At 63.9% G+C, this 24,244-nt stretch carries 22 protein-coding genes; 9 read left to right on the forward strand and 13 right to left on the reverse strand.

Annotation, left to right across the window (positions count from 1 at the left end):
- Window positions 1-29: 29 nt before the first annotated feature.
- Together ACFVTG_RS07300 and mnmA are read right to left on the reverse strand one after the other, a co-directional pair.
- Window positions 30-1,658 carry an ABC transporter substrate-binding protein gene (locus ACFVTG_RS07300; protein ID WP_284754753.1) on the reverse strand — a complete coding sequence of 543 codons (1,629 nt, stop codon included), beginning with the start codon at window positions 1,656-1,658 and terminating at the stop codon, window positions 30-32.
- 266 nt (window positions 1,659-1,924) lie between these two features.
- A complete protein-coding gene (gene mnmA / locus ACFVTG_RS07305; protein ID WP_390279350.1) occupies window positions 1,925-3,046 on the reverse strand; it encodes a tRNA 2-thiouridine(34) synthase MnmA in 1,122 nt (373 codons plus the stop codon).
- Window positions 3,047-3,281: 235 nt separating this feature from the next.
- Here mnmA and ACFVTG_RS07310 point away from each other — a divergent pair, with 235 nt between their 5' ends.
- Window positions 3,282-4,520 (forward strand): NAD(P)/FAD-dependent oxidoreductase, encoded by a 1,239-nt coding sequence (locus tag ACFVTG_RS07310; protein WP_390279236.1) that lies wholly within the window; start codon window positions 3,282-3,284, stop codon window positions 4,518-4,520.
- Here ACFVTG_RS07310 and ACFVTG_RS07315 read toward each other — a convergent pair.
- Window positions 4,517-5,767, reverse strand: coding sequence for a cysteine desulfurase family protein (locus tag ACFVTG_RS07315; RefSeq protein ID WP_284754756.1), 1,251 nt, complete (start codon window positions 5,765-5,767; stop codon window positions 4,517-4,519). The two genes, ACFVTG_RS07310 and ACFVTG_RS07315, sit on opposite strands and share 4 nt — an antisense overlap.
- 97 nt (window positions 5,768-5,864) lie before the next feature.
- Entirely contained in the window at window positions 5,865-6,530 is a 666-nt protein-coding gene (locus ACFVTG_RS07320; RefSeq protein WP_390279238.1) for a helix-turn-helix transcriptional regulator, read from the reverse strand.
- Window positions 6,531-6,620: 90 nt separating this feature from the next.
- Here ACFVTG_RS07320 and ACFVTG_RS07325 point away from each other — a divergent pair, with 90 nt between their 5' ends.
- Window positions 6,621-7,040 (forward strand): hypothetical protein, encoded by a 420-nt coding sequence (locus ACFVTG_RS07325; protein ID WP_390279240.1) that lies wholly within the window; start codon window positions 6,621-6,623, stop codon window positions 7,038-7,040.
- Window positions 7,041-7,048: 8 nt separating this feature from the next.
- Here ACFVTG_RS07325 and ACFVTG_RS07330 read toward each other — a convergent pair whose 3' ends face one another.
- Entirely contained in the window at window positions 7,049-7,927 is an 879-nt protein-coding gene (locus ACFVTG_RS07330; RefSeq protein ID WP_390279242.1) for a diacylglycerol/lipid kinase family protein, read from the reverse strand.
- 252 nt (window positions 7,928-8,179) lie between these two features.
- Here ACFVTG_RS07330 and ACFVTG_RS07335 point away from each other — a divergent pair, with 252 nt between their 5' ends.
- From ACFVTG_RS07335 to ACFVTG_RS07355, 5 genes are all read left to right on the forward strand, one after another.
- Entirely contained in the window at window positions 8,180-9,133 is a 954-nt protein-coding gene (locus ACFVTG_RS07335; RefSeq protein WP_284754761.1) for a J domain-containing protein, read from the forward strand.
- Window positions 9,134-9,177: 44 nt separating this feature from the next.
- Window positions 9,178-9,645, forward strand: coding sequence for a tRNA (cytidine(34)-2'-O)-methyltransferase (locus tag ACFVTG_RS07340; protein ID WP_059387528.1), 468 nt, complete (start codon window positions 9,178-9,180; stop codon window positions 9,643-9,645).
- A gap of 233 nt (window positions 9,646-9,878) precedes the next feature.
- The gene (gene sigK / locus ACFVTG_RS07345; protein ID WP_390279352.1) at window positions 9,879-10,475 is read left to right on the forward strand and encodes an ECF RNA polymerase sigma factor SigK; all 597 of its coding nucleotides are present in this window, start codon (window positions 9,879-9,881) and stop codon (window positions 10,473-10,475) included.
- Between the two features lies 1 nt (window position 10,476).
- On the forward strand, window positions 10,477-11,352 hold the full coding sequence (locus ACFVTG_RS07350; protein WP_390279244.1) for an anti-sigma factor domain-containing protein: 876 nt from the start codon (window positions 10,477-10,479) through the stop codon (window positions 11,350-11,352).
- 82 nt (window positions 11,353-11,434) lie between these two features.
- Window positions 11,435-12,196: a MerR family transcriptional regulator gene (locus tag ACFVTG_RS07355; RefSeq protein ID WP_390279246.1), complete on the forward strand. Its 762-nt coding sequence runs from the start codon at window positions 11,435-11,437 to the stop codon at window positions 12,194-12,196.
- 90 nt (window positions 12,197-12,286) lie between these two features.
- On the opposite strand, the gene ACFVTG_RS07360 is transcribed toward ACFVTG_RS07355, so the two are convergent.
- From ACFVTG_RS07360 to ACFVTG_RS07385, 6 genes are all read right to left on the reverse strand, one after another.
- Window positions 12,287-13,660, reverse strand: coding sequence for a gluconate:H+ symporter (locus tag ACFVTG_RS07360; protein WP_390279248.1), 1,374 nt, complete (start codon window positions 13,658-13,660; stop codon window positions 12,287-12,289).
- On the reverse strand, window positions 13,657-14,202 hold the full coding sequence (locus ACFVTG_RS07365) for a gluconokinase (protein WP_284754766.1): 546 nt from the start codon (window positions 14,200-14,202) through the stop codon (window positions 13,657-13,659). The genes ACFVTG_RS07360 and ACFVTG_RS07365 overlap by 4 nt, the downstream gene beginning before the upstream one ends.
- Before the next feature lie 74 nt (window positions 14,203-14,276).
- Entirely contained in the window at window positions 14,277-15,056 is a 780-nt protein-coding gene (locus tag ACFVTG_RS07370; protein ID WP_284754767.1) for a PIG-L deacetylase family protein, read from the reverse strand.
- Window positions 15,057-15,061: 5 nt separating this feature from the next.
- Window positions 15,062-16,015: an electron transfer flavoprotein subunit alpha/FixB family protein gene (locus ACFVTG_RS07375; protein ID WP_390279250.1), complete on the reverse strand. Its 954-nt coding sequence runs from the start codon at window positions 16,013-16,015 to the stop codon at window positions 15,062-15,064.
- Window positions 16,016-16,028: 13 nt separating this feature from the next.
- Window positions 16,029-16,829 carry an electron transfer flavoprotein subunit beta/FixA family protein gene (locus ACFVTG_RS07380; RefSeq protein ID WP_269992800.1) on the reverse strand — a complete coding sequence of 267 codons (801 nt, stop codon included), beginning with the start codon at window positions 16,827-16,829 and terminating at the stop codon, window positions 16,029-16,031.
- Window positions 16,830-17,117: 288 nt separating this feature from the next.
- Window positions 17,118-18,707 (reverse strand): trypsin-like peptidase domain-containing protein, encoded by a 1,590-nt coding sequence (locus ACFVTG_RS07385; protein WP_390279253.1) that lies wholly within the window; start codon window positions 18,705-18,707, stop codon window positions 17,118-17,120.
- Between the two features lie 331 nt (window positions 18,708-19,038).
- On the opposite strand from ACFVTG_RS07385, the gene ACFVTG_RS07390 reads away from it, so the two are divergent.
- Both ACFVTG_RS07390 and ACFVTG_RS07395 read left to right on the forward strand, forming a co-directional pair.
- Window positions 19,039-21,108: a TPM domain-containing protein gene (locus ACFVTG_RS07390; protein WP_390279255.1), complete on the forward strand. Its 2,070-nt coding sequence runs from the start codon at window positions 19,039-19,041 to the stop codon at window positions 21,106-21,108.
- Between the two features lie 100 nt (window positions 21,109-21,208).
- Window positions 21,209-21,997 carry a PspA/IM30 family protein gene (locus ACFVTG_RS07395; RefSeq protein ID WP_284754771.1) on the forward strand — a complete coding sequence of 263 codons (789 nt, stop codon included), beginning with the start codon at window positions 21,209-21,211 and terminating at the stop codon, window positions 21,995-21,997.
- Between the two features lie 58 nt (window positions 21,998-22,055).
- On the opposite strand, the gene ACFVTG_RS07400 is transcribed toward ACFVTG_RS07395, so the two are convergent.
- Together ACFVTG_RS07400 and ACFVTG_RS07405 are read right to left on the reverse strand one after the other, a co-directional pair.
- Window positions 22,056-23,192 carry an acyl-CoA dehydrogenase family protein gene (locus ACFVTG_RS07400; RefSeq protein ID WP_284754772.1) on the reverse strand — a complete coding sequence of 379 codons (1,137 nt, stop codon included), beginning with the start codon at window positions 23,190-23,192 and terminating at the stop codon, window positions 22,056-22,058.
- A gap of 41 nt (window positions 23,193-23,233) precedes the next feature.
- Window positions 23,234-24,166 carry a cytochrome b/b6 domain-containing protein gene (locus ACFVTG_RS07405; RefSeq protein ID WP_284754773.1) on the reverse strand — a complete coding sequence of 311 codons (933 nt, stop codon included), beginning with the start codon at window positions 24,164-24,166 and terminating at the stop codon, window positions 23,234-23,236.
- Window positions 24,167-24,244: the final 78 nt, after the last annotated feature.

Genomic DNA, 24,244 nt, shown 5'->3' on the forward strand with positions numbered 1-24,244 from the left:
GTTGGCACCCGCCTCCCCCTACCGGCTGCTTACTTTGAAATAGTTCCCAATCGGAACTTGAAGGAAGCGTCAAGCGTCTTGTCGACGCCGTTCACGCCCTTCGCCGAGATGGCAACCTGGGCACCTTGGAGCAGCGGCAAAGTGGAAATGTCCTTTGCCAGAGCGTTCTGGGCGTCCTTGATGGTGGATTCGCGAGCCGACTTGTCCGTAGTGGTCAGCTGCTTGTTGATCAGGTCCGTCACGGCCGGGTCGTTGAAGTGGTTCTTCAAGAAGCCACCGTTCGGGAAGAACGGGGTCAGGTAGTTGTCGGGGTCGCTGAAGTCAGGGAACCAACCGAACTGGAACAGCGGGTACTCGTCCGCACGGCTGGCCTTGCTGTAGGTCACCCATTCGGTGGACTGCAGGTTCACCTTGAAGAGGCCCGACTTCTCAAGCTGGTCCTTGATCATGGCGTACTCGTCGCCCGAGGACTTGCCATAGTGGTCCGGGTTGTACTGGAGGTTCAGCGTAACGACGTCCTTGACGCCGGCATCGGAAAGGACCTTCTTGGCTTTGTCCAAGCTCGGCTTTCCGTTGTCTCCGTAGGCATCCTTGAACGACTCGTTGGCGCCCAGGAAGCCACTGGGGACGTTGGAGTAGAGCGGCAGGTAGGTGCCCTTGTAGACCTGGTCCGCGATTGCCTGGCGGTCAACGAGGTTGGCGATCGCCTGGCGCACGGCAAGTGCCTTGGCCGGGTCGGCACCGGCTGCCTTGGTGCCGAACGGCATGGTGTCGAAGTTGAAGGTGATGTAGCGGATTTCGCCGCCGGGACCAACGTTGACCTTGACCTTCGAGTCCTTCTTGAGGTCGTCGACGTCGGTGGCGCTGAGGCTTCGGTTCGCAACGTCGATGTTGCCCTGCTGGATGTCCAGCTTCATGTTGGTGGGCTCGGCGTAGTACTTGATCGTGGCGGCGTCGTTGGCCGGCTTGCCTAGGACACCCTGGTAGTCAGGGTAGGCCTTGAGGCTGATGAGCTCGTTCTTCTTGTAGCTGTCGATCGTGTACTGGCCATAGAACGCCTTGGCCTTGATGATGTCGTCATCGGAAAGGAGTTTGTCGGCCGGGAAGACCTGGTGGTCAACAATCGGCGCGGCCGGGCTGCTGAGGATCTGCGGGAACGTCTGGTCGTTGGCGAGCTTCAGCTTGAAAACGGCCGTGTTGGCGTCAGGGGTGGTGACGCTGTCCAGGTTTGCGAGCAGGCTTGCAGGACCGGCGGGGTCGTTGATCTTGAGCTGCCGGTCGAACGAAAACTTGACGTCGGTGGAGTCCAGCGTGTGGCCATTGGCCCACTTGAGTCCGGGCTTCAGCTTGACGGTGTACTCGGTGGGCGACGTGAACGACGCCGACGCTGCCAGGTCGGGAACGGGGTCGGCGCTTCCTGGCTTCGAGTTGAGGAGGAAGGAATATACCTGGTTCATCACCATGAAGGAACCGTTGTCGTACGAGCCCGCGGGATCGAGTGCAGTCACCTTGTCGGTGGTGCCATATGCGATCGGACCGCTGGCAGCTGAAGAAGCCGAACTGCCGCCGCCTGCCGGGCCCGTGCAGGCCGTCAACGCGAATACGGAGATGCCCGCGAACGCGATAGCGCTTCGCAAGGCTTTTTTGTTCAATGCCATCAGTGAACTTTCTGTTCGATGGATACGGCGAACCGCCGTCGGTAATTTCCTAGGAGCACATACTCCTGACTCCACGATTCAATCAGAAGCTTTTCAGGTGAAACGTTTGATTTTGTGAGTTGAGACACAAAATTTACTTTTCTTTTGGCGCGCAGTGGGCTAGGCAGACCGGCGCACGCGGCTTCGAACGTTAGCGAGCGGAGGCCGTTAGCGCTCACAATTTCGCGCGCGACTTTCCGGGGAGCAAGTCACCGGAATTCGCGGGCCTAGAGCTCCGCGCGCTGAAGGGAACGGGCGGCGTCGATGGTTGCCTGGCCCAGGACACGGGTGCCTTGGTACAGCACGATGGTCTGCCCGGGAGCCACTCCACGGAGGGGATCGACAAGAGTCACCACGAGGCCTTCGCGCTCGATGCCGGTGTCGTCGACGTGCCGCTCCACAGATGCCTTGGCAGGAACGGGATCGCCATGGGCGCGCACCTGCGCGTAGCAGTCGAACTCGGCGCCGGTAGCGACCTCGGCAATGGGCAGGCCTGCCCAGGACACCTTGATTCCGCGGATCTCGTCGATGGCCAGCAGGGCTTCGGGCCCGACGACCACCTTGTTTTCCTTGGGCCGGATCTCCAGTACGAAGCGCGGCTTGCCGTCAGCGGCCGGGGTGCCCAGCTTGAGGCCGCGGCGCTGGCCGACGGTGAACGCGTTCGCCCCGGGGTGCTCCCCTACCTTGGTTCCAGCCTCGTCCACGATGTCGCCCGTGGTCATGTCGATCTTCTCGGCGAGCCAGCCGGCGGTATCGCCGTCCGGGATGAAGCAGATGTCATGGCTGTCCGGCTTGTTTGCCACGGACAGGCCGCGGCGCTCGGCCTCCGCACGGACCTCGGCCTTGGAGGGAGTCTCCGCCAGCGGGAACATGGAGTGCTTGAGCTGTTCGTGGGTCAGGACGCCGAGCACGTAGCTTTGGTCCTTGGCCCAATCCGCCGCACGGTGGAGTTCTGGGTTTCCGTCCGCGTCCTGGATGACCTTGGCGTAGTGGCCCGTGCAGACCGCGTCGAAGCCCAGGGCGATGGCCTTCTCCAACAGGGCGGCGAATTTGATCCGCTCGTTGCAGCGCATGCAGGGATTGGGAGTGCGGCCCGCGGCGTATTCATCGATGAAGTCCTGGACAACATCTTCCTTGAAGCGCTCCGAGAAGTCCCACACATAGTAGGGAATCCCCAGCACGTCGCAGGCACGCCAGGCGTCGCGGGAGTCTTCGATCGTGCAGCAGCCACGGCTGCCGGTGCGCAGCGTTCCGGGCATGCGGGACAGCGCCAAGTGGACGCCTACGACGTCGTGCCCTGCCTCGACGGCACGGGCGGCGGCAACGGCGGAGTCGACTCCGCCGCTCATGGCTGCAAGAACTCGCATGCTGGCTTCCTGTTGATGTTAGGGAGAAGAATTGCGGCTGAAGAGAGTGAGCGCGCCCAACTATTCTAGCGCCCGCGGGAATCCGCCCCAAAAATGCCTTGACCACCGTCGAGGACGATTCTAAAGTCAAAACTAACAGTTTTAGATTGCGGCACGCGCGTTCACGCACACGCGGACCGCGCATGCGAACCGCCGACGCCCCGCGAATCGAGTCACCATGGACACCGAACACATCCTTATTGCAGGCGGCGGGCTGGCCGGCGCAACGACTGCCAAGACATTGCGCTCCGAAGGATTCCAGGGCCGCATCACCGTGGTCTGCGCCGAGAATGAACAGCCCTACTTGCGCCCTCCCCTCTCCAAGGAGTTCCTCCTGGGCAAAGCCAGCGAGGATAGCGTCCCAGTGCTGGCGGCCGGCTGGTACGGGGAGAACGACGTTGGACTCCTCCTTGGCGAGGCGGTCGCGGCTGCCGATCCTGCCGCCCACACGGCACAGCTGCGATCAGGAACCGAGCTTCAGTTCAGCAAGCTCCTGATCGCCACGGGGGCGCAGCCGCGCCGGATTCCGCTCCCCGGTTCCGATCTTGCGGGTGTCATGACGTTCCGGACGTTCGATGATTCGCGCCGACTCAAGGAAGAACTGTCGATCGGAGGCCGGAATGTCGTGATGATCGGTTCGGGTTGGATCGGCATGGAGCTTGCCGCGGCCGCGAGCAGCTACGGCAATACCGTGACGCTGCTGGGCTTGGAAGACGTACCTCTCAGCATGGCCATAGGACCCGAACTGGGCGGCTTCTTCCGCAGCCTGCACGAAAAGCACGGCGTGCAGTTCCGGCTCCCCGCGAGCGCCGCGGAAATCACCGGCGTCGGGGGCAAGGCGAGCGTCGTCGTCACCAACTCCGGCGAAGTCCTCGCTGCTGACCTCGTGGTGATGGCCGTCGGCGTCGTTCCGGATACGGCCTTGGCCGAAGCCGCCGGTTTGGATATCCGCAACGGAATCGTGGTGGATTCATCGCTCCGGACCAGCAGTCCGGACGTGTTCGCCGCCGGAGACGTCGCGAACGCCCTCCACCCCTTCACGGGCGATCACCACCGCAGCGAGCACTGGTCCAACGCCCTCAACGGCGGCAAGGTCGCCGCGAAAGCGATGCTGGGACAGGATGCGATGCTGGACGTCGTCCCGTATTTCTACACGGACCAGTTCGACGTCTCAATGGAGTACTGGGGATATCCCACGCTCGCGGCAGGGTCAGTACCCGTCATCCGCGGCGCGTTGGAGGAAAACAGCTTCCTTGCCTTCTGGCTACGGGACGGCGCCATCGTGGCCGGCATGAGTGTCAACCAGCAACGGGTACAAAAGCCCGTCAAGGCACTCATTTCGGGGCGCGTTCCGGTGGACGTGGACCGCCTGACCGATCCTGCCGTTCCGCTGGATCAGTTGTTGCCCGGTACCTAATCGCCCGCCGAGCTGCCTGCAGAACCGCTACCGTGGCCCCGGGCCACGGTGCCCGCGGTCTGGATGCTGGACTCGTGACCGGCCATTCCGGCAAGCTTCGCCCGGGCATACGCGTCCGGCAGGGCCTTGAGGAGGGCGTCGACGTCGGCGTCGTCCGAGGAGTGCCCCAGGCTGAATCGCTGTGCACCCCGGGCGGTGTCCTCATCAAGCCCCATGGCGAGCAAGACGTGAGATGGCCTGGGGACCCCTGCGGTACAGGCGGATCCCGTGGAAGACTCAATACCTGCGAGGTCCAGCAGGAACAGCAAGGAATCGCCCTCGCAGCCAGGGAAGGTGAAGTGCGCGTTGCCCGGAAGCCGGGCGTCTCCAGGCGCTCCGCGCAGCACAGCCTCGGGAATGGCCGCGTGGACCCCCTCAATGATCTTGTCCCGCAAGCCACTGATTCGCTCGCGCTCCGCGGGCAGGTTCCGGGCAACAGACTCTGCTGCGGCGGCGAAAGCAGCGATCGACGCCGTATCCAGGGTTCCCGAGCGGACGTCGCGCTCTTGCCCTCCCCCGTGCTGGACGGGAGTGACCTTGGTGGACCTCCCCAGGAACAGGGCGCCCACACCCACGGGTCCGCCGATTTTGTGGCTCGACACCGACATCGCAGCGAGCCCGGATTCGCGAAAACTGAGGGGAATAGAGCCGAACGCCTGGACAGCGTCCGAGTGCACAGGAATGCCGTGGGCGGCGGCGATTTCCACGATTTCCTTGACGGGCTGGATGCTGCCCACCTCGTTATTCGCCCACATGACGGTGACCAGGGCCACCGATCCCGGATCACGTTCGATCTCCGCCCGCACCGCGTCCAGCCGCACCACGCCTTGGGAATCGACGGGAAGCCACACCGCTTCGGCCCCTTCGTGCCGTTCAAGCCATTCAACCGTGTCCTGCACCGCGTGGTGCTCGACGGCGGAACAAAGGATCCGCTTGCGCCGGCCGTCTTCGTCGCGGCGGGCCCAGTACATCCCCTTGACGGCGAGGTTGTCTGCCTCGGTGCCTCCGGACGTGAAGATGAGCTCGGAAGGATGCGCCCCGGCCGCTGCCGCAATCGCCTCTCGCGCATCTTCCACGGATCGCCGGGCACGCCGACCTGAAGCGTGCAACGATGACGGATTGCCGGTCCGTGCCAGCTCGCGGGTCATGGCAGCGAGGGCGACGGCGGCAAGGGGCGTGGTGGCGGCATGGTCCAGGTAAACAGGCACTACCCAAGTCTATCGAGGCAGGCGGAATCAGGCTCCGGCGACGGAAGGTGCCTTCCCCGGCCGCTCTCCTCTCCGCGGGACTGATCCGCCGGACGGATCACGATGTCGGAAGGATTCTTGCGCAGCAATGGCCTTCGCGGTCGTCGTCGGCGATCCGGTCCTCGGCAATTCCGCACGCGGCCGCCGCTCCGCTCAGGAAGGCGCCGTTCATGGCGCAGACGACGCTCGTGTGGCTTTCGGCCAGCCGGTGGAACGGGCAATTGACCAAGGAGTAGCCGCCGTCCTCGTCAGCTTCCGGCCTGTAACCATAGTTCGCCAGGACATCTTCGAAATGCGGCTCCGCGCTGCTGGCTTCGCGGCCCCGGGCGTAGGCGGTTTCGAGGAGAGCTTCGCGGGGCGAGCCACCCTTCGCCATCAAGTCCTGGATGGCAGAGGCCATCACTTCCCCGGCGAGATCATAATGGCGCTCCGGAACCGAGGCGCCGATCTCTTCAATGACAGGCGCGTACAGCTTCGCAGGGCGCCCGGAACCCGGACCGACCTTGCCGCCAAGCTTGCGGAATTCAACACTGAGGAGCCCGTCACGGACCAGCCGGTCCAGGTGAAAGGAGGCCGTGCTGCGGGGAAGCCCAAGAGCCATCGCGGCGTCGTCGCGGCTGACCGCGTCGCTTGCGCCGCAGACGTGCTCGTACAAGCGGCGGCGGTTGCCGTCGTCGAGTGATGCCAGCGCGGAAAGCCGACGCAGCCAAGGAAGTCCGGTCATGCAACCAGCTTAACTCTAAAATCAACACTCATTGCTTAATCCTTCCGGGCTTTCTAAAATCAAACTATCAACTTTTAGAAAGAAGGCATCATGAACATCGCATCATCCCCGGCCCAAGCGAAAACCGGATCGCGCATGGCCCTCGATCCCCAGCGGCAGGCATTCCTGCTCCTCCGGACCGTGTTCACCGTGGCGCCGATCATTTTCGGCCTGGACAAGTTCACCAACCTGCTGACCCACTGGACGATCTACCTGGCGCCCGTGGCCACTTCTGTGATTCCGGTCCCGGCCCAGACCTTCATGTACATCGTGGGCGTCGTGGAGATTGTCGCCGGCGTCGCAGTGGCAGTCCGGCCACGCTTTGGCTCGCTCCTGGTAGCCGTGTGGCTTCTGGGCATCATCGTGAACCTGCTGGTGCTCGGCAACTTCTTCGACGTCGCCCTTCGCGACTTCGGCCTGCTCGTGGGCGCCCTCGCGCTCAACCGCCTGGCCGTCGCCTCGCGTCACTGACCGGCCGGTCAGGCCAATACCCGCAGGGCGCCCGGAACCACGTCGATGTCCAAGGGAAGGAAGCCGATCCGCTCACCGTCGGCGTAGGCCACCACGTTCTCGGCGGCAAGCCGCACTGAACGCACCCGGCGGATTTCAACCGCCGGGTGCGAGGTGTGCCGGCCGGAAAAGACCTTCGGGAAGACCGCGAGGAGGGCCAGCCGGGACAGCGGCTTGACGATAAACAGATCCAGCAACCCGTCGTCGGGCGCGGCATCCGGGACGATGCGCATCCCGCCGCCGATCGATTGGGCGTTGGCCACTGAAATCAGCATGGCACCTTCCCGCGACGTCACGCCGTCGGCCGTCACCGTGTAGTTGATCGCCCGGAACGATCCGAGCTCCCGGAGCATCGCCAGGGTGTAGCGGAGTGCTCCGCGGGGCCACCTCCAGGAGTTTGCCCGTTCGTTGACGGCAGCGTCGAATCCCGCGGATACGGCTCCAGCAAACCAAATAGTGCGCCCGCCGGTGGTGATGCGGCCGGCGTCGAGCACCCGCCCACCGTCGGCGAGCGCCGAAACCACACGGGCACAGGAGCCCTCGACATCCTGCAAAGGCAGTCCAAGCATCCGGGCTACGTCGTTCCCCGTACCCACGGGCACAATCCCGAGCGGCAACCCGGTCCTGCCAAGTGAGTTGACGCCCAAATGGACCATGCCGTCGCCGCCAACCACCACCAAGGCTTCGGCGCCTGCGCGAAGGGCTTCGTCTACCGCTTCCCGCAAGGCGTCCATGCTGTTGCGCCGAAGTACGACGACGTCGAGACCCTCGGCGCGAAGGAAGCGGGCGGCTTCGTCCCCTGCTAGGGCATGCCGGCCAAACGCTGCGGCGGGATTGACCGCCAGCACGATCGTTCCGCGTGGCGATCCGTTCAACCGTTCGGGGCCGGGGCTGGGTGGGCCGGGTCTGGGTGGGTCTGGGTGATGATCGGAGCCGGCCGGGGAGTTCACAGCATGAATCATGCCACCGGCAGGCGCGGGATCAGCGGAACTAAAGCCTGGGCCGCCGTCGTTCTCATGGTGGGCTAGCTAGACTTGCCAAGACCGCCGCTCCGCACCGGGACGGCAGGAATTTTCAGAATCCCAGAGAAAGGCCCATGGTTGGCTCAGGGCAGCAGTTCCCACTATCAGATCCTCCGGGTCCCCGTCACTGCGACGGACAAGGAGATCAAAGTGGCCTACCGGAAGGCCGCGAGGAACGCCCACCCGGACCATGGCGGGGATCCTGAGGTCTTTCGGGAGGTCACGCTCGCGTACGAGACCCTGATTGATCCCAAGCGACGCGCGGAGTACGACCGTCGCTATGCGAGCGGCACCTCCGGCAGGGCGAACCCCTTCCCTACGCAAAGGCCGGACTACGGCGGCACCGGCGCTCCCGGGCCGGAAACCCGCGCCGGGGTCCACAGGCCGAATGCCCCGCGCAACACGGCCGGCGACGCCCCCGTCTATGTGCCGCCCTTCGATGATCCCCACGAGGTGCCGCTGCTCTCCAAGGGCGAGGCCGCCTTGCAGATCCACGGGATTCCCCGGAAGCGTGGGATCTTCGGCGCCGAAGCCCGCATTCAGCGCGAAATGCGGACTGTCCAGCTCATCAGCCGCCAAATCCTGCCTGCCATCCCCTCAGCCCGGCTCATCAACGGGCTCCGCTCCCCCTCGGACGACAGCCACATCGATCATGCCCTGCTTGCCGGCTACCGCCTGGCGCTCATCGGTTCCATGCTGCTGCCCAAGGGCGCCTATGCCTGGGACGGCGTGGCGCTCAAGCACGGCGGCCGTTCGGTACCGCCACCCCAGCTCGAGCTGATCGTGCGCCACATGCAGGAGATCTTCCCGGAACTGAATGTGACGGGTTGGGTAGTAGTCCACAGCCCGGACGGCAACCCGCACGAGCCGGTCATCGACCACTACCGGCGCACGGACGTCGACTTCGGTTCGGTCCAGATCGTCAATGCCTCCGGGCTGGCCCGCGGCCTCAAGCAGTTCCTGAGTTCAGGCCCCGTGCCCAACACCGTAGTTGTCCCGGTCCTGGCCCGGCTTCTGCGCGGCATGCACTGAGCCTGCAGGAACAACCCTGTATTTTCGCTGGCTAGGATTGATACGTGTTCCGCATCCTCTTCCACACCCCTGAAATCCCGGGCAACACGGGAAACGCCATCCGGCTCGCCGCCATCACAGGCGCGGAGCTCCATCTCGTGGAGCCGCTGGGCTTCGACTTCTCCGACGCAAAGCTGCGCCGCGCGGGGCTCGACTACCACGACCTCGCGGTGGTCACGGTGCACAAGGACATCGAGGCTGCCTGGGCGGCTTTGCAGCCCGAGCGCGTCTTCGCATTCACGTCCGACGGCGAATCCTCCTATACGGACATTGCTTACGAGGAGGGCGACGTCCTGATGTTCGGACCCGAGTCCGTCGGGCTTCCCGACTGGCTGAAGCAGGACCCGCACGTCACGGCCCGCGTTCGGCTCCCCATGCTGCCGTCCCTCCGCTCGCTGAACCTTGCCAATGCCGCCTCCATCGCGGTGTACGAGGCCTGGCGCCAACACGGTTTTGCGGGCGCGAAGCTCTAGCAGCCCGGCCTAACAGCCCGGACATCCGCATGGTCACCTCGGCGGATCACCCATCCAACGCTCCCCCTGCGCCGAATACCCTGTGCAGGCACCAACAGCCTGGGCAGGCATCTGGCCTGCGAAGCAAGGGGGCCGGTGCAGCGACGGCCGCGGAAGGGGCGCAGGTGACCACTCTCAAGACGCGCGGTGCTTCTGGTACTGCGAAGGTCACGGGCAACCTAAGCTGGACGGTGATGGATACACCGAATGTGCGAGGCCCCGAGGCCCCCGGCCTGATTGCCGGCTCGAACGCGCAGCTTGCGGAATTGCTGGGCTTGATGGCCGACGGCGACCGCGGCGCTTTCAGCGAGTTCTACCGGCTCACGGCGCGGCGTGTCTTCGGTATGGCCAAGCGTGTCTTGGTGGATGCGGGCCTGAGCGAGGATACCACCCAGGAAGTTTTCATCCAGGTCTGGCAGAACGCGGCCAAATTCGATCCCGAGGCGGGCAGCCCGCTCGCGTGGCTCATGACGATCACCCACCGGCGCGCGATCGACCGCGTCCGCTCGGCCCAGTCCGCCACGGATCGCGAGGCGAAATATGGTGCCGCGAGCCAACTCCTTGACCACGATTCAGTGGAAGAAGAAGCCAATAGCCGGCTTGAGGCCGAGGCGGTCACCCGCTGCCTTGGCACCCTGACGGAAACACAATTGGAATCCGTGCGGCTCGCCTACTATGGCGGGCTTACGTACCGGGAAGTCGCCGAACAACTCGGGGCCGCGATTCCGACCATCAAGTCCCGCATCCGCGATGGACTTCTCCGACTCAAGACCTGTCTGGGGGTGAGCTGACATGACCGAACACGATGACAACAAGCAGGACTTCGGGAAGGAAGGCCTCCGCAGGATGTTCGCCGGCGATATAGCCACTGACCTTGCCGAAGGCCGCGTCCTGGAGCTTGCCGAGATCTATGCCCTCGACGCCTTGAGCGACACCGAGCGGGCGGAAATCGACAAATACATTGCCACGGCGCCTGAACGCTCGGCGTTCCTCGAGCGGGTCCGGCAGTCACGCGAAACCCTCGCCACTTCCTTCGCCGACGAGGCCGAACCGCGGCCCGGGCTCTTGCAGGACATCCTGAGGCAGCTCCCGGACCAACCACTCGCACAAGCCGGCGCAGTGTCCGCGCCATCGTCGGTTCCCGAACTGCCTGCCAGTGCCACTATGGAAGTTACCCCCGACGTCGTTGACCTTGCCGCGGCACGGAGCCGACGGGATCGCCGACGCTTCGGCGGCGTCCGTGGTTGGGTAGCAGCCGCTGCAGCGGCCGCGGTCATTGCGCTTGGCGGTGTAGGCGTGGGCGTCTACGTAGCCGGGCAGAACGATCCTGTGAACCAAGTACTGCAAGCCAGCGATGTCCGGCAAGCCACCGTCGATGTCAACGGCGGCGGTACCGCCACCGTGTCCATCTCCAGCTCGAAGAACGCTGTGGTGGTCCGTATGAACGGAGTTCCCGCTCCCCCCGCCGGCAAGGTCTATCAGATGTGGCTTATTCCCAAGGACGGCTCCGACCCTGTATCACAGGGACTCATGGACGCCCAGGCCTTGAGCCATCCGGCGGTTGTCTCCGGCATTTCCAGCGCGGCGGCCATAGGCATCACGGTGGAACCCGTGGGCGGCTCCAAGAAACCGACACTCCCGACGGTCGCAGCAGCGCCTCTCACGTAGCAGCAACGGGACCGTGTCCGGCCAAGGGGTTCCTGACGGCGGGGCTTGACCTTGACGTAACGTCAACTTCTACGCTGGATACATGAAGCAGGACAAGGCAGATACCTGGACCATTTCCGAGCTGGCCAAGGCCAGCAAGGTTTCCTCGCGGACCTTGCGCCACTATGACCAGCTCGGGCTCTTGGAGCCTGCCCACACGGGACACAACGGCTACCGGTACTACGGCCAGCCTGAGCTGCTGCGCCTGCAGCGGATCCTTCTGCTTCGTGAACTTGGCCTTGGGCTCGAGACCATCGGCGAAGTTCTGGATGGCCAGGCCGATCCTGTGGAGGCACTTGCCGTGCACAGGAACTGGCTGCTGGCCGAGCGCGACCGACTGGACCGGATGTCCCGGACGGTCGACGCCACTATCGCAGCACTACGCCAAGGAGAAACCATGACCGCGGAGAACATCTTCAAGGATTTCGACAGCAACCCCTACGAAGCCGAGGCGCGCGAGCGCTGGGGCGATCGGGCCGTCGAGGAGAGCAAGGCCCGGCATTCGGCCATGACAACGGCCCAAAAACAGGCCTTCATGGAGGAGTACGCGGACCTGAACCAGGATCTCGCCCGCTGTTTCGACGCAGCCCTTCCGGCGGACCACCCGGACGTCCAGGCAGCCGTCGGCCGGCATTACAAGTGGATCTGCGCCAGTTGGACGCCAAACGCCGAATCCTACGTAGGCCTGGGACAGATGTACGTGGACGACCCCCGGTTCACCGCCAATTACGACAAGGTCCGGGTCGGTCTGGCGCCCTACCTGCTGGAAGGCATCAAGGTCTACGCAGCGGAAAACCTCAGTTAGGCCGTTCCTCCTGAAAAGCACGACGGCGGCCCGTCCCCACTGGAAACATAGGGGACGGGCCGCCGTCGTACTGGCTGCTAAGCGGCCCCGCTAAATAATCAGCGAGAGCACCATGATGAAGGCGAAGGCGACCACCGAGATGAGCGTCTCCATCACTGACCAGGTCTTGAACGTCTGCCCGACCGTCAGCCCGAAGAGTTCCTTCACGAGCCAGAATCCGGCGTCGTTGACGTGGGACAGGAAGAGCGAGCCGGCACCGATGGCCAAGGCAAGGAGTGCCGCGTGTGTCGGGCTCAGGCTGCTCGCCAACGGAGCCACGATGCCGGCCGCCGTCACTGTGGCGACAGTTGCCGAACCTGTGGCCAGGCGGAGCGCCACAGCCACAATGAAGCCCAGGACCAGTACGGACATATTGGCGCCCTCGGCCCATTTCTTGACGGCGTCACCGACGCCTGCACCGATGAGGGTCTGCTTGAAGCCGCCGCCTGCGCCGACGATCAGCAGGATCGCGGCGATGGGGCCGAGGCTGTTGCCGAGCTTTGCGGTGATCTTGCTGCCGGTGAAGCCGACGGCGTAGCCGAAGGTCACCATGGCCGCGAGCACTGCCAAGGTCATCGCCACGAGGGGCTGGCCAACGAAGTCCAGGACGGTGCGGATCATGGGAGCGTGAGCGGCGTCGGGCCAGACAATGTCCGCGACGGCCTTCAGCAGCATGAGCACGACCGGGAAAATGATGGTCAGCAACGTGACGAGGAAGGTCGGCTGGCGCTTGACCTCGCTGAGGTCGACGGCGTGCTTGGTGTCCACGCCACCGGCCACCGCGGGGGCATCCACGGGAACCCAGCGCGCGGCCAGACGGGAAAACAGCGGTCCGCAAATGATCACGGTGGGGACGGCCACCAGGAGCCCCAACGCCAGGGTGGTGCCCAGTTCAGCCTTCACTGCACTGACGGCGATGAGCGGCCCGGGGTGCGGCGGGATCAAGCCGTGCAACACAGACAGCCCTGCGAGCGCCGGAATGGCAATGCGCATGAGCTTCATCTGCGAGCGCTGGGTGACCAGGACGATCACCGGAAGCAGCAGGACGAGGCCGATCTCGAAGAACATCGGGAGGCCGATGATGACCGCAACCAAGGTGATCATCCAGACCACCTTGTTGCCCTTGGCCTTTTCAAGCAGGGTATCGACTACCCGGTTTGCGCCGCCGGAGTCCGCCAGGAGCTTGCCCAGCATGGCGCCGAGCGCAATCAGGAGGCCGACCTCCTTGAGGACGCCGCCCACTCCGTCTTCGAAGTTGCTAACGACCTTGTCGAGCCCGACTCCGGATGCCAGGCCGACGAAGGCCGAGCCGAGTACCAAGGAGAGGAAGGGGTGGACCTTGAATTTGGCGATCAGCAGGACGATCAGCGCAATGCCGATGGCCGCGACCACGAGGAGTTGGGTATCGTGCCCGGTCCAGTTCACGCAGCGCCACCGACCGGATGGGCCTGCTGTGCCTCAAGGCCGAGCCGTTCGATGATTTCGTCTGCCTCTTCGGCCGGAGAAGCGGAGACGCACAGCGAGATGTGGTTCTCATCCTCGGTGGGCGCCTCGAGTGCATCGAACTGGGATTCCAGCAGCGAGGCAGGCATGAAGTGCCCGTGGCGTGAAGCCAGCCGGTCGGAAATCTTGTCCTTGCTCCCCTGGAGGAAGACGAACACGACGCCCTCGCCGCGCAGGACATCCCGGTAGCGCTTCTTCAAGGCCGAGCACGTGATGATGCCGGGCTTTCCTTCTGCGGTGCGCTCCCTGATCCAATCGGCAATGATGTCCAGCCAGGGCCAACGGTCCTCATCGCTGAGTGCCTGTCCTGCCTGCATCTTTGCCACGTTCGCTTCCGGGTGCAGGTCGTCGCCTTCGGCGAGGTCCCAACCCAGCCGGCCGGCCAAGACGCCGGCCACTGTCGATTTACCGGAACCGGACACGCCCATGATTACCAATACCGGTTGCTGTGCAGTCTTCGCCATCAAAGTCTGCCTTCCTCAATTAAATATGATTTAAACGAGACTAAGCATATGACACAGGTAACACATCAGCAATTTCAGAAACCGGCGATGGTTTGGGATCCGTTGACTTCCACCACATGGAAAGCCTCGGCGCTGCGCCCGTCGGGCATGCCGGCGCGCGAGCCATTGTGCCGGAGCATGCCCCGGACGGCCCGTTCCATGCCTTCCAGATCGGGGTGCTGGCTCGCGTGGATCCGGATCGCGGCCAGTTTCGCGTCTATGTGGTCAGTGACATCCACGAAATAGTTCTCACGGGCTTCTGGACCGGCGAAGAGCCACAGCCATGGCAGTTTGAAGGCCTCGAGACCACCTTCCGCCAGTTCCGGGTAAGCGAAGGGGTTCTCAAGCGCGGGGTACACCGCCCGGGTCACGATCTCCCCCACTGCGAGGTGGTCGGGATGACTCTTCTGGATCCTGTCCCAATTGCGTTCCGGGTGCATGGCCAGGACGACGTCGGGGCGTATTTCGCGGATGAGCTTCACCACTTGCTTGATGACCTCATGCGTCGGTTCAAGGTAGCCATCGCGCTCATGGAGGTAGTGCACATCGGTCACGCCGACGAGGGCAGCAGCCTGCCGCTGCTCCTCTGCGCGCATGGCGACGATCTCTTCGCGGTGGGCCGGATCGAAGCCTCCGGCGTCGCCGTCGGTCATGACGCAGTAGCTGACCTCGACGCCGGCAGCGGTCCAGGCAGCGATGGTGCCGGCCGCGCCAAAGTCGATGTCGTCCGGGTGGGCGGTAAAACAAAGCACCCGTTCAACGCGCTCCGTGGAGGCGTTGAACGGGCTCTTTGCTGACGTAGCGTCAGAAGACAAAGGGATCAGCCTTTCCGCTTTTTGATCTCTTCGGTGGCCTGCGGAACAACATTGAAGAGGTCGCCGATGATGCCGAAGTCCGCGATTTCGAAGATCGGCGATTCCGCATCCTTGTTGATCGCGACGATGACCTTGGAGGTCTGCATCCCGGCCTTCTGCTGGATCGCTCCGGAGATGCCCGCCGAGATGTAGAGCTGCGGGGATACGGTCTTGCCCGTCTGGCCAACCTGGTAGTCATGGCCGATCCAGCCTGCGTCCGTGGCGGCACGGGAAGCCCCGAGCGCACCGCCCAGCGCGTCGGCAAGTTCTTCCAAGGGACCGAAGTCGCCGTCGACGCCGCGTCCACCGGCAACCACGATCCGGGCTTCCGTGAGCTCAGGACGCCCGCTGGCCGGCTTCTCCGCACGCCCGGTGACCCGTGCGGCATTCGCGGTGGCATCGGCCGGGACGTCGATAGTGACGGCCTCAGGGGTCCCCGCCGCGGCCGGGGCCTCGACGTCGACACTGTTCGGCTTGACCGTGAGCACGGCGACGGCGGTGCGCGCCTTGGCCGTGGTCGTGTACGAACCTGCAAGGACCGATTTGTGGGCCGTGCCGTCAGCGTCGACGCCCACGACATCGGTGATGACGCCGGCGTTGAGCTTCACGCCAAGACGGGCCGCGATTTCCTTGCCGTCGGCTGTGTTCTCGAGCAGGACGGTCTCGGCCCCGGAGGCCGCAACTACCGCGGCAAGATACGCGGCTTTCGGGCCAACCAGATAGTCGTCCAGGTCCGTGGCGGACGGACGGTAGAGAACCGTGGCTCCGTGCGCCCCCAAGGCGGCTGCGACGTCGTCGTGCAGTTCGCCGTTGACGGCGACCACCGCTTGCCCGAGGGAATTGGCGATCGTCAGGAGTTCCAGGCTGCTCTTCTTGAGCGCCGCGCCCGGGTTGTCAATGAATACAAGTGCTTTTGCCATGTGCGGGATCCTCTTAGAGCAGCTTCTGGGCGGCCAGGAACTCAACCAGCTTGATGCCGGCGTCGCCTTCGTCGGTGATGATGGTACCGGCAGTGCGCGGCGGCCGCGCCTCCGCGGTCTCGACAGCAGTCAGCGAACCCGCGGCGCCCACCTGCGCGGCATCGACGCCGATGTCGGCCAGTGTAAGTGCCGTGATTTTCTTCTTCTTCGCTGCAAGGATGCCCTTGAAGTTGGGGTAACGCGGTTCGTTGATCTGGTCCGTCACGGATACCAGCGCGGGCAAGGTTGCTTCCACGGTGTCCGCGTGGGCGTCACCGTCACGGCGCGCGACGACGTGTTCGCCATTGACCTCCAGGGAGGAAGCAAAAGTGACTTGCGGAAGTCCGAGCCGCTCGGCGAGTTGCGCCGGAACCAAGGACGTTTCGCCGTCGGTCGAGGCCATTCCCGTCAGGACGAGGTCCACTGGCGAATCGGCGCCGAGGTACCGGATTGCCGCGGCGAGAGCCAGCGAGGTCGCGGCGGCGTCGGAACCGGCCAAGGCGTCGTCGCTCAAATGCGCTCCCGAGGAGGCACCGATCTGCAAGGACTTCTTGACGGCGTTCACGGCACCGGCGGGACCCATGCTCAAGGCGATGACCTCGTTGCCGGCCTTCGCACCGCCGCGGGCCTCGCTGAGCTGCAGCGCTGCTTCAAGCGCATACTCGTCCAGTTCGGACAGGATGCTCTCGTCGCGGTCCGTGGTGTTGCCTGGGCCGGTGAGGTGTCGGTCGAACTGCGCGTCCGGGACGTGCTTGACCAGAACAACAATCTTCAATGTATCTCCCACTGTGTTCGAGGCAGCCTTCCATACTCGGGGATGGCCAGCAACTAGGCGCATGGCCAAGAGTGCCCGGCGTACGGGCTCGTCCTAGCTAAGCATATTGCGGGACATGTCGGACAACGGCGCCGCGTTAACTCCTGTTGCGTGGATCGCCTGCGCATACAGCAGCAAGGACATACGACGGCGGCGGGCCGCACCCTTGGTGCCGCCCGCCGTCGTCGACTGCTAACTGCTTGCTCGGCTGGAATCCGCCGCTACTGCATGGCTATTACAGCGCAGCTGTTACGGAGCAGCGTCCAAGGTCACGTCGAGCTCCTGCGACTGGCCGCTACGCTGAACGGTCACCTTGACCGTTGCGCCTGCCGGCTGCTCCCGGACAGCCGCAGTGAGCTGTTCTGGATCGGTGATGTCTATACCGGCGAACTTGGTCACGACGTCGCCCACCTTGAGCCCGGCCTTCTCAGCTGCAGAGCCCTTGGTAACAGCCGCGACCTGGGCGCCGACCGAGAACCCGGAGCTGCTGCCTGTTGCCGACTTAGGCTGAACACTGACGCCGAACTGCCCGTGGGTGGCCTTGCCGTTCTTGATGAGTTCCTGCGCAATACGCTTCGCGTTGTTGATCGGGATGCTGAAGCCCACACCAATGTTGCCGCTGGACGAAGACGAGGAACTGCTGCTGCCGGCAGAAGCGATTGCCACGTTGACGCCGATGATCTCGCCCTTGGTGTTGACGAGCGCTCCACCGGAGTTGCCCGGGTTGATCGGCGCGTCGGTCTGGATCACGTTGAGCGAAACGGTGCCCTGGCCCGCACTGCTCTGGCTCTGGCCACCGCCTGGAGGGGCGAATTGGAATCCGCCCTGGCCGCCGTTTTGCGAATTGTCCGAGCCGCCGTTGGGAACAGCCGAGGACGCCACGCTGATGGTGCGGTTGAGAGTGGACACGATACCGTCGGTGACCGTGCCGGGCAGGCCAAGCGGAGCGCCGATCGCGATCGCATTGTCCCCGACGTTGATCTTGCTGGAATCACCCAGGGTAGCCGGCACGAGGCCGGAAGCGTTGTCCACCTTGATAATGGCGAGATCCGACAGCGGGTCCGTACCCACTACCGTCGCCTTCAGGACGCGTCCATCGCTCAGCCGCACTTCAATCGCAGCGTTTGCGCTGGCACCGTCAAGGGTCACCACGTGGGTGTTGGTCAGGATGTGGCCCTGGTCGTCGAGGATGATGCCCGAACCGGTGCCGCCCTGGCTTCCGCTTGAGGCCATGATGGTCACGACGCTCGGCGTAGCCTTGGCCGCGGCTGCGGTGATCGCGTTGACATTGTCCGTGTTGTTGACAATCACGGTTCCCGTCTGGCCGCTGCTGGCCGCCGCCGGAGCCCGGTTGCTGAGCAATTGATCGCTGGCGGCCACCACGCCTCCGCCCACGAGACCGGCTGCCAGGATGCAGGCCACCAAGGTCCCGACGCCGAAGACCGGCTTGCGCTTCGGGCTGGCCGCCGGGCCGCCCGGGTGAGCCGGGAACTGCTGCGTGGGATAGTGCTGCGCCGGGTTCGGTCCCCCGTAGAAAGGCTGGTGCTGCGGGTAAGGGTGCTGCTGTCCCGCGCCGTGTTGGGGCGCGCCGTGCTGGGCATGGATCTGCTCGGTAGCGTTTTCGGCCGGGCCCTGGGCCCAGGGGGCGGGGGCTACCGGGGTCGGCGCAGTGTATTCGGGCTTCGCCGTGAAATCCTGACCCGGCTGGTATGCCGGCAGCGGGGCCGTAGGCTGGGAATTGGCTTGCTTGTCCGCCTCCGCCTTGCCGGTGCCCTCAGGACCATGGTTCTCGGGGCCATTGTTCTCAGGCTCGGCGCCCTGTGCTGGGTTCTCCGTCATGGGACTTCCTTTCTTCCTCGTCCCCTTAACTATCGTCGCTCTTGCTGGATCAAGAGTCGACGTTCGCTGGGAGCTTGCTGAACGCCGTCATCGGATTGGCGCTGTGCCGTCGAATGGCGCCAACTAGCCCCTCAACGCTGGAGAAGGGCAGATCTCTCCCCGTTTCGCTGGCGGCATATTTACCGCTGTGGACGCTCCAAAAGGTGCACCATAGTATCAAGTGGAATTGCCACAGCGACCTGCCGCTTGACAACCATGCGTGGGGGCGCTGATGCATTCTGTTTCGATTGCTCCGGCCCGGACCAGTCGCAGACGTGCTGAAGGGTTGCACATGCGGTCAATGTTGAAACGTGTACTCGCCGTCATCGGCCTGGCCGGATTGCTGGTCTTCCCGGCCACCGCAGCCTGGGCCGCAGACCCGGTGACCATTCCGTCCGGCCAGAACATCGTGGACAACGCGAACGTCCTGGGCAACCGCAAGGGCGAGGTCCAGGATGCAATCCAGAAGCTCCTGAAGGACCACAAATACAACTTGTATGTGGTCACGGTGGATTCCTTCGACAACCCCTCATCGCCCGCAGCCTGGGCCACGGCAGTGGCCAACAAGAAGGGTATGGGCAAGGCTGACGTCATTCTGGCCATCTCCACGGCCGGTCAGTACTATTTCGCACCCAATTCGGCCAGTGCGATCTATTCCAAGCGGTCAACCATTTCGTCCAATGCCATCGCGGCCAACCTGGGCGCAGGCAAGCGTGACTTTGCCCAGGCGGCCATCGACACCGCGGCCGCCGTCGGCGACGCCGCCAGCGGAGGCAGCGGCACGGTTCCGAGCGGCAACTCGGGTGCAGTCGTTTTGATCGGCGCCGGCGTTGTCGCGGCCGGCGGTGTGGGCACGTACCTGTACTTCCGCAACCGACGCAAGAAGAGCCAGGCATCCAGCGTCAGCTATGGCCCGCAAGGGGAACAGCTCGATCCTCTCGCATCCTTGAGCATCCCGGACTTGCGGCGCAAAGCCGGCTCCCTGCTCATCGAAGCGGACGACACCATCAAGTCCAGCGAGCAGGAACTCGGCTTCGCCCAGGCGCAATACGGCGATGCCGCCGTCGGGAACTTCACCAAGGCCTTGCTGGAAGCAAAGAACCACATGACCGAGTCCTTCAAGCTGCAGCAACAGCTCGATGACCACATCCCGGACACCGAAGAGCAGCAGCGCAGTTGGCTTGGCGAAATCATCCGGCGCTCGGACGCGGCCCTTGAGTCGCTCCGGGAGCAGAAAGCAGATTTCGACTCCCTGCGCGAGCTCGAGAAGAACGCGCCGCAGGCTTTGGCCACTGTTGCCGCCGGCGCCAACGAAGCCGAGGCAAAGATCAGCAGCGCGGAGCAATCGCTCAACGGCCTGCGCGAGAAGTACGCAGACAGCGCACTTGGCCACGTGAGCGACAACATCACCCAGGCCAAGGACCGGCTTGCCTTCGTTCAAAACGCAACAACGACGGCGCAGGAAAAGCTCGCCGCAGGTGAGAGGAGCCTCGCCGCTGTGGCCGTCCGCGCCGCAGAAGAAGGTCTGCACCAGACCAACGTGCTGATCGACGCGATCTCCAAGGTGGCGGGCAACCTCGCCGAAGCCCGGAATTCGCTGGAGGGCGCCGTGGTGGAGACTAGCCAAGACCTGGCCCAGGCCAAGGCGATGATCCAGTCCGGCGAACACCCGGAGCTGGCTGGCCCCGTAGCCGGCGTCGAAGCCGCACTGGCGCAGGTCAAGGCTGAAATCCAGGGCGGAAAGATCGATCCCATTGCCACCCTGGACCGGGTGGAGAAGGCACACCAAGCCTTGGACCAGTCCCTCACGGGAATCCGTGACCACCAGGAACAGGCAAGGCGCGCGCAAGCCGCGCTCCAGCAGACCATCATGGCTGCCCAGTCCCAGATCAGCGCTACCTCGGACTACATCGCGGCGCGACGCGGCGGCGTTGGGCCCGAGGCCCGTACCCGTTTGGCCGAAGCGCAACGGAATCTCGACTACGCCCTGTCCATTTCCCGCAATGACCCAGTCACCGCACTGACGTACGCCCAGCAGGCCCAGTCCCTCGCTGCACAAGCCGCGCAACTGGCCCAGTCCGACGTCGATCAGTTCGGCGGCTTCGCCAACCAAGGCTACGGCCGCGGCGGCATGTTCGGTGGTGGAGGCAGTGGTGGCGGCCTCGGCGGAGCGATCCTCGGCGGCATCCTCATCAACTCCATCCTCCATGGCGGCGGAGGCGGCTGGGGCGGCGGAAACAACGACGGCGGAGGCGGAGGTTTCTTCGGCGGCGACGGCGGTGGGGGCGGAGGCTTCTTCGGCGGCGACGGCGGAGGTGGGGGTGGAGGCGACTTCGGCGGCGGCGACTCCGGTAGTTTCTAGCTCCCAAAGACTAGGTGGGGGCCTGTTCCCCACGTAGAGCGGTACAAGAACTGATCACTGGATTCAGTGGGCACCACTGAGCAGGACGAAAGGCAACACCATGGTTAAGCAGTCCATTTTCGGGCGGATCGCACAGCTCGCCAAGGCGAACATCAATGCCTTGCTCGACCAGGCTGAGGACCCGCAGAAGATGCTGGACCAGATGGTCCGCGACTACTCGAACAACATCGCCGAGGCCGAGTCCGCCGTGGCGCAGACCATCGGCAACCTCCGCATGCTGCAGGCTGACTACAACGAGGACATCAAGAACGCCCAGGACTGGGGCAACAAGGCCCTCGCAGCCTCCCGCAAGGCGGACGAGTACCGTGCAGCCGGCAACGCGGCCGACGCCGTGAAGTTCGACAACCTTGCCAAGGTAGCCATCCAGCGCCAGATGTCGGCCGAGAACGAGGCCAAGGCAGCGGAGCCCAACATCGCGTCCCAGTCGGAGGTCGTGGACAAGCTCAAGAGCGGCCTTGACCAGATGAAGGGCAAGCTCAACGAGCTCACGAGCAAGCGCAACGAGCTGGTTGCCCGCTCCAAGACGGTTGCTGCCCAGACCCAGGTGCACGACGCCCTCAAGAGCATCGACATCATGGACCCCACCAGCGAGGTGGGCCGCTTCGAAGAGAAGATCCGCCGCGAAGAGGCCAAGGTCCTCGGGCAGCAGGAGCTGGCAGCCTCCAGCCTGGACGCACAGTTCAACCAGCTTGAGGACCTCGGAGAGCAGACGGAAATCGAGGCCCGCCTTGCGGCCTTGAAGTCCGGCGGATCGAAGGCTGCTATCGGCGCCGGCGCCACTGCGCAGGAAGATGACACAGTGGACGAAGCCGACTTCGACAAGCTCTAGTCCCGCCAAACGAATGGCCGGGCCTTCACTTCACACGTGAGGCCCGGCCATTCGTGCTTTAAGCTCCTACGGCGAGCCGTCCAACAATGAGCCGCATGATTTCGTTGCTGCCTTCCAGGATCTGGTGGACTCGCAGGTCCCTGGCAATCTTCTCGAGGCCGTATTCCGACAAGTAGCCGTAGCCGCCATGCAGCTGGATGGCCTTGTTTGCCACGTTGAAACCGGCGTCTGTAGCTACGCGCTTCGCCATTGCGCACAATCTCACGGTGTCCGGGGCTCCACGATCCAAGGCGTCCGCGGCCCGGAGGACCAAGGTCCTGGCGGTTTCGAGTTCCGTATCCATGTCGGCGATGTCAAACAGCAGGGACTGCTGGTTGATAAGCGGGCCACCAAAAGCCGAGCGTGACTTGAGGTAGGCGATGGACTTCTCGAGGGCCGCCTGGCCACCTCCCAGCGAACAAGCGCCCATGTTGACCCGGCCTCCGTTGAGGCCCTTCATGGCGATGCCGAATCCGCTGCCTTCCTCGCCAAGTCGGTTCGTCACAGGGACCCGTACGTTCTCGAAGATGACCTGCCGGGTGGGCTGGGCATTCCATCCCATTTTCTTTTCATTCGGGCCGAAGGACAGGCCTGCCGCGTCCGCAGGCACAACTATTGCGGTGATGCCTTGGCTGCCCGTGTCCGCGGTCCGTGCCATGACCACATAGACACTGGAAACTCCGGCGCCCGATATGAACTGTTTGGTGCCGTTAAGAACGTAACTGTCGCCGTCGAGCACTGCCTTGGTGCTCAGCGCGGCGGCGTCCGAGCCGGCTCCCGGCTCCGTGAGGCAATAGCTGCCCAGCGCTTCCATGGACGCGAGCTGCGGCACCCATTGGGCCCGCTGCTCATCGTTGCCGAAAGCGTCGATCATCCAGACCACCATGTTGTGGATCGAGATGTAGGCCGCGATGGTGGGGTCTGCCTTGGACAGCTCCTCGAAGATCAGCGCCGCATCCGTGCGGGATAGCCCCGAGCCGCCGAATTCTTCCCGGACATAGATGCCTCCCATGCCAAGTGTCCCCGCTTCACGCAGGACATCCACAGGGAAATGCTTGGTCTCGTCCCATTCTGCGGCGTGCGGCGCAATGGCCGTTGTGGCGAAGTCGCGAACCATCTCCACCACCGCTTGCTGGTCCTCTGTGAGCTCAAACATTGGCACTCCTTTTCCCGGGTTGTCCGGCTATTGGTAGCGGTTTATTTGCTGACTTTGCCCATCAGCGAAGCGACGGGGCGAAGGAACAGCGGCCTCGCGAGGAACCACGCGCCCACAATCACCAAGAGGGATACGGCGAAAATGCCGAAACCAACCCAGTTGATATCGTCGCTGCTGCCGTACATGTGGTTCAGGTTGCGCAGCGCCCCTGTGGCGAGGACCAAGGTGACGTGCACGATGGTGAAGAGCACGAAGTACACCATCACTGGGAAATGTACTGCCCGGGCCAGTTCGATGGGATAGATCTTGTTCACCGTGCCGGCTTTCTTCGGCCACGCCGAAGACGTGCGCAGGCCAGTGATGATGGCAAGCGGGGCGGCGATGAATACCGTGACGAAGTACGTCAGCAACTGCAGGGCGTTGTAGTTCACCCATCCGTCCTCAGTTGGCCAGTTCAGGGAAGCGTACTGGAGGGCAGCGGAAATGGCGTTCGGGAAGACATCCCAGCTGGTGGGGATGATCCGCATCCATTGACCGGTGGCAAAGATCACGATGATGAAGACGATGCCGTTCAGCACCCACAGGGCATCCAGGGTCAGGTGGAACCACAGGTCCAGGCTGATCTTGGTCGGCGCATTCTTGGTCCGGATGAATCCTTTGTTGTTGCGGGTCCATTGGGCTGGCGGCCTCTTGGCTGTGCGGACCTGCCAACCGGATCGGACGATAAGCACCATGAAGAAGACATTGAGGAAATGCTGCCACCCGAGCCATGCCGGGAAACCTACAGGGGCACTCTCCGGGAGGCTGGATGCGCCCGGGAAGTCGTGCAAGAACGACTGCACACCCGACAGGCCCGTCAACCATTTGGCCAACAAGACGATGAGCAAAAGTGCAAGCAGCACGCCTGGAACCACCCAGAGGGGTTGGGACCATTTGCTCTTGGCTGCTGTCGACTTTTTGGCGGGGGTGGACATCTTCTCGGACACCTCTCGGAAGAACTTTGCAATCAGGGACGCATCAAGCTAACAGGCTTTGGACCGAAGCGGCCAAAG

Origin of the sequence: Arthrobacter sp. NPDC058127 (assembly GCF_042884555.1) — a bacterium.
In the GTDB taxonomy this organism is placed as follows: Bacteria; Actinomycetota; Actinomycetes; order Actinomycetales; family Micrococcaceae; genus Arthrobacter.

Bases quoted from the DNA above. Each gene is read 5' to 3' on its own strand.
- ACFVTG_RS07310 (WP_390279236.1), top strand. From the start codon at position 3,282: ATGGACACCGAACACATCCTTATTGCAGGCGGCGGGCTGGCCGGCGCA.
- ACFVTG_RS07375 (WP_390279250.1), bottom strand. From the start codon at position 16,015: ATGGCAAAAGCACTTGTATTCATTGACAACCCGGGCGCGGCGCTCAAG.
- ACFVTG_RS07355 (WP_390279246.1), top strand. From the start codon at position 11,435: ATGAAGCAGGACAAGGCAGATACCTGGACCATTTCCGAGCTGGCCAAG.
- ACFVTG_RS07400 (WP_284754772.1), bottom strand. From the start codon at position 23,192: ATGTTTGAGCTCACAGAGGACCAGCAAGCGGTGGTGGAGATGGTTCGC.
- ACFVTG_RS07405 (WP_284754773.1), bottom strand. From the start codon at position 24,166: ATGTCCACCCCCGCCAAAAAGTCGACAGCAGCCAAGAGCAAATGGTCC.
- ACFVTG_RS07385 (WP_390279253.1), bottom strand. From the start codon at position 18,707: ATGACGGAGAACCCAGCACAGGGCGCCGAGCCTGAGAACAATGGCCCC.
- sigK (WP_390279352.1), top strand. From the start codon at position 9,879: ATGGATACACCGAATGTGCGAGGCCCCGAGGCCCCCGGCCTGATTGCC.
- ACFVTG_RS07365 (WP_284754766.1), bottom strand. From the start codon at position 14,202: ATGGCGAAGACTGCACAGCAACCGGTATTGGTAATCATGGGCGTGTCC.
- ACFVTG_RS07300 (WP_284754753.1), bottom strand. From the start codon at position 1,658: ATGGCATTGAACAAAAAAGCCTTGCGAAGCGCTATCGCGTTCGCGGGC.
- ACFVTG_RS07350 (WP_390279244.1), top strand. From the start codon at position 10,477: ATGACCGAACACGATGACAACAAGCAGGACTTCGGGAAGGAAGGCCTC.
- ACFVTG_RS07390 (WP_390279255.1), top strand. From the start codon at position 19,039: ATGCGGTCAATGTTGAAACGTGTACTCGCCGTCATCGGCCTGGCCGGA.
- ACFVTG_RS07325 (WP_390279240.1), top strand. From the start codon at position 6,621: ATGAACATCGCATCATCCCCGGCCCAAGCGAAAACCGGATCGCGCATG.
- mnmA (WP_390279350.1), bottom strand. From the start codon at position 3,046: ATGAGCGGCGGAGTCGACTCCGCCGTTGCCGCCGCCCGTGCCGTCGAG.
- ACFVTG_RS07320 (WP_390279238.1), bottom strand. From the start codon at position 6,530: ATGACCGGACTTCCTTGGCTGCGTCGGCTTTCCGCGCTGGCATCACTC.
- ACFVTG_RS07395 (WP_284754771.1), top strand. From the start codon at position 21,209: ATGGTTAAGCAGTCCATTTTCGGGCGGATCGCACAGCTCGCCAAGGCG.